1 protein-coding gene is annotated in these 691 nt (G+C 64.0%); it reads left to right on the forward strand.

Annotated elements, in window-relative coordinates:
* Positions 1 to 691 (forward strand): IS6 family transposase (locus N825_RS35690; protein ID WP_245613343.1); only part of this gene is annotated, 691 nt, incomplete at both ends.

Here is a 691-nt window from a genome sequence, read left to right on the forward strand (position 1 = left end):
AGCCTTCGCATGGTGGAGGAGATGCTGGCCTTCCGCGGCATCGAGGTCAGCCACGAGACGATCCGGCAGTGGGGGCTGAAATTTGGCCAGGAGTTCGCCAACATCATCCGCCGGCGGCTGCCCCGGTCCGGCGACAAGTGGCACATGGATGAAGTCGTGCTCAAGATCGCCGGCGGGAAGCACTATCTCTGGCGCGCCGTGGATCAGCATGGCGTCGTGCTGGACGTTCTGGTCCAGAGCCGGCGCGACAGGAAGGTGGCGAAGCGCCTGCCGCGCAAGCTGCTGAAGCGGCAGTGCCGGGCTCCTCGCGTCATGATCACCGACAAACTCGGCTCCTACGGCGCGGCCAAGAAGGAGATCATGCTCAGCGTTGAGCACCGCCAGCACAAGGGCCTCAACAACCGGGCGGAAAACTCACACCAGCCAACAAGGCGACGAGAGCGCCAGATGAAGCGGTTCAAGTCGGTCCGACACGCTCAACGCTTCCTGTCCGCCCACGACAAGATCAACAACCTCTTCCTCCTGCCCCGCCATTTGATGCCTGCAACTGACTACCGTGCGGAGCGGACCCGCGCCTTCCAGGCGTGGCACGAGGTCTGCAGCATCACGCAAGCCGCATGGCCTCAACCTACCCTGCCGCCGTCAAGCTCGCCCAGTTCTGGCCTCTCGCCCAACAACTTGACGATGCCCG

It is taken from the genome of Skermanella stibiiresistens SB22 (genome assembly GCF_000576635.1).
In the GTDB taxonomy this organism is placed as follows: domain Bacteria; phylum Pseudomonadota; class Alphaproteobacteria; order Azospirillales; family Azospirillaceae; genus Skermanella; species Skermanella stibiiresistens.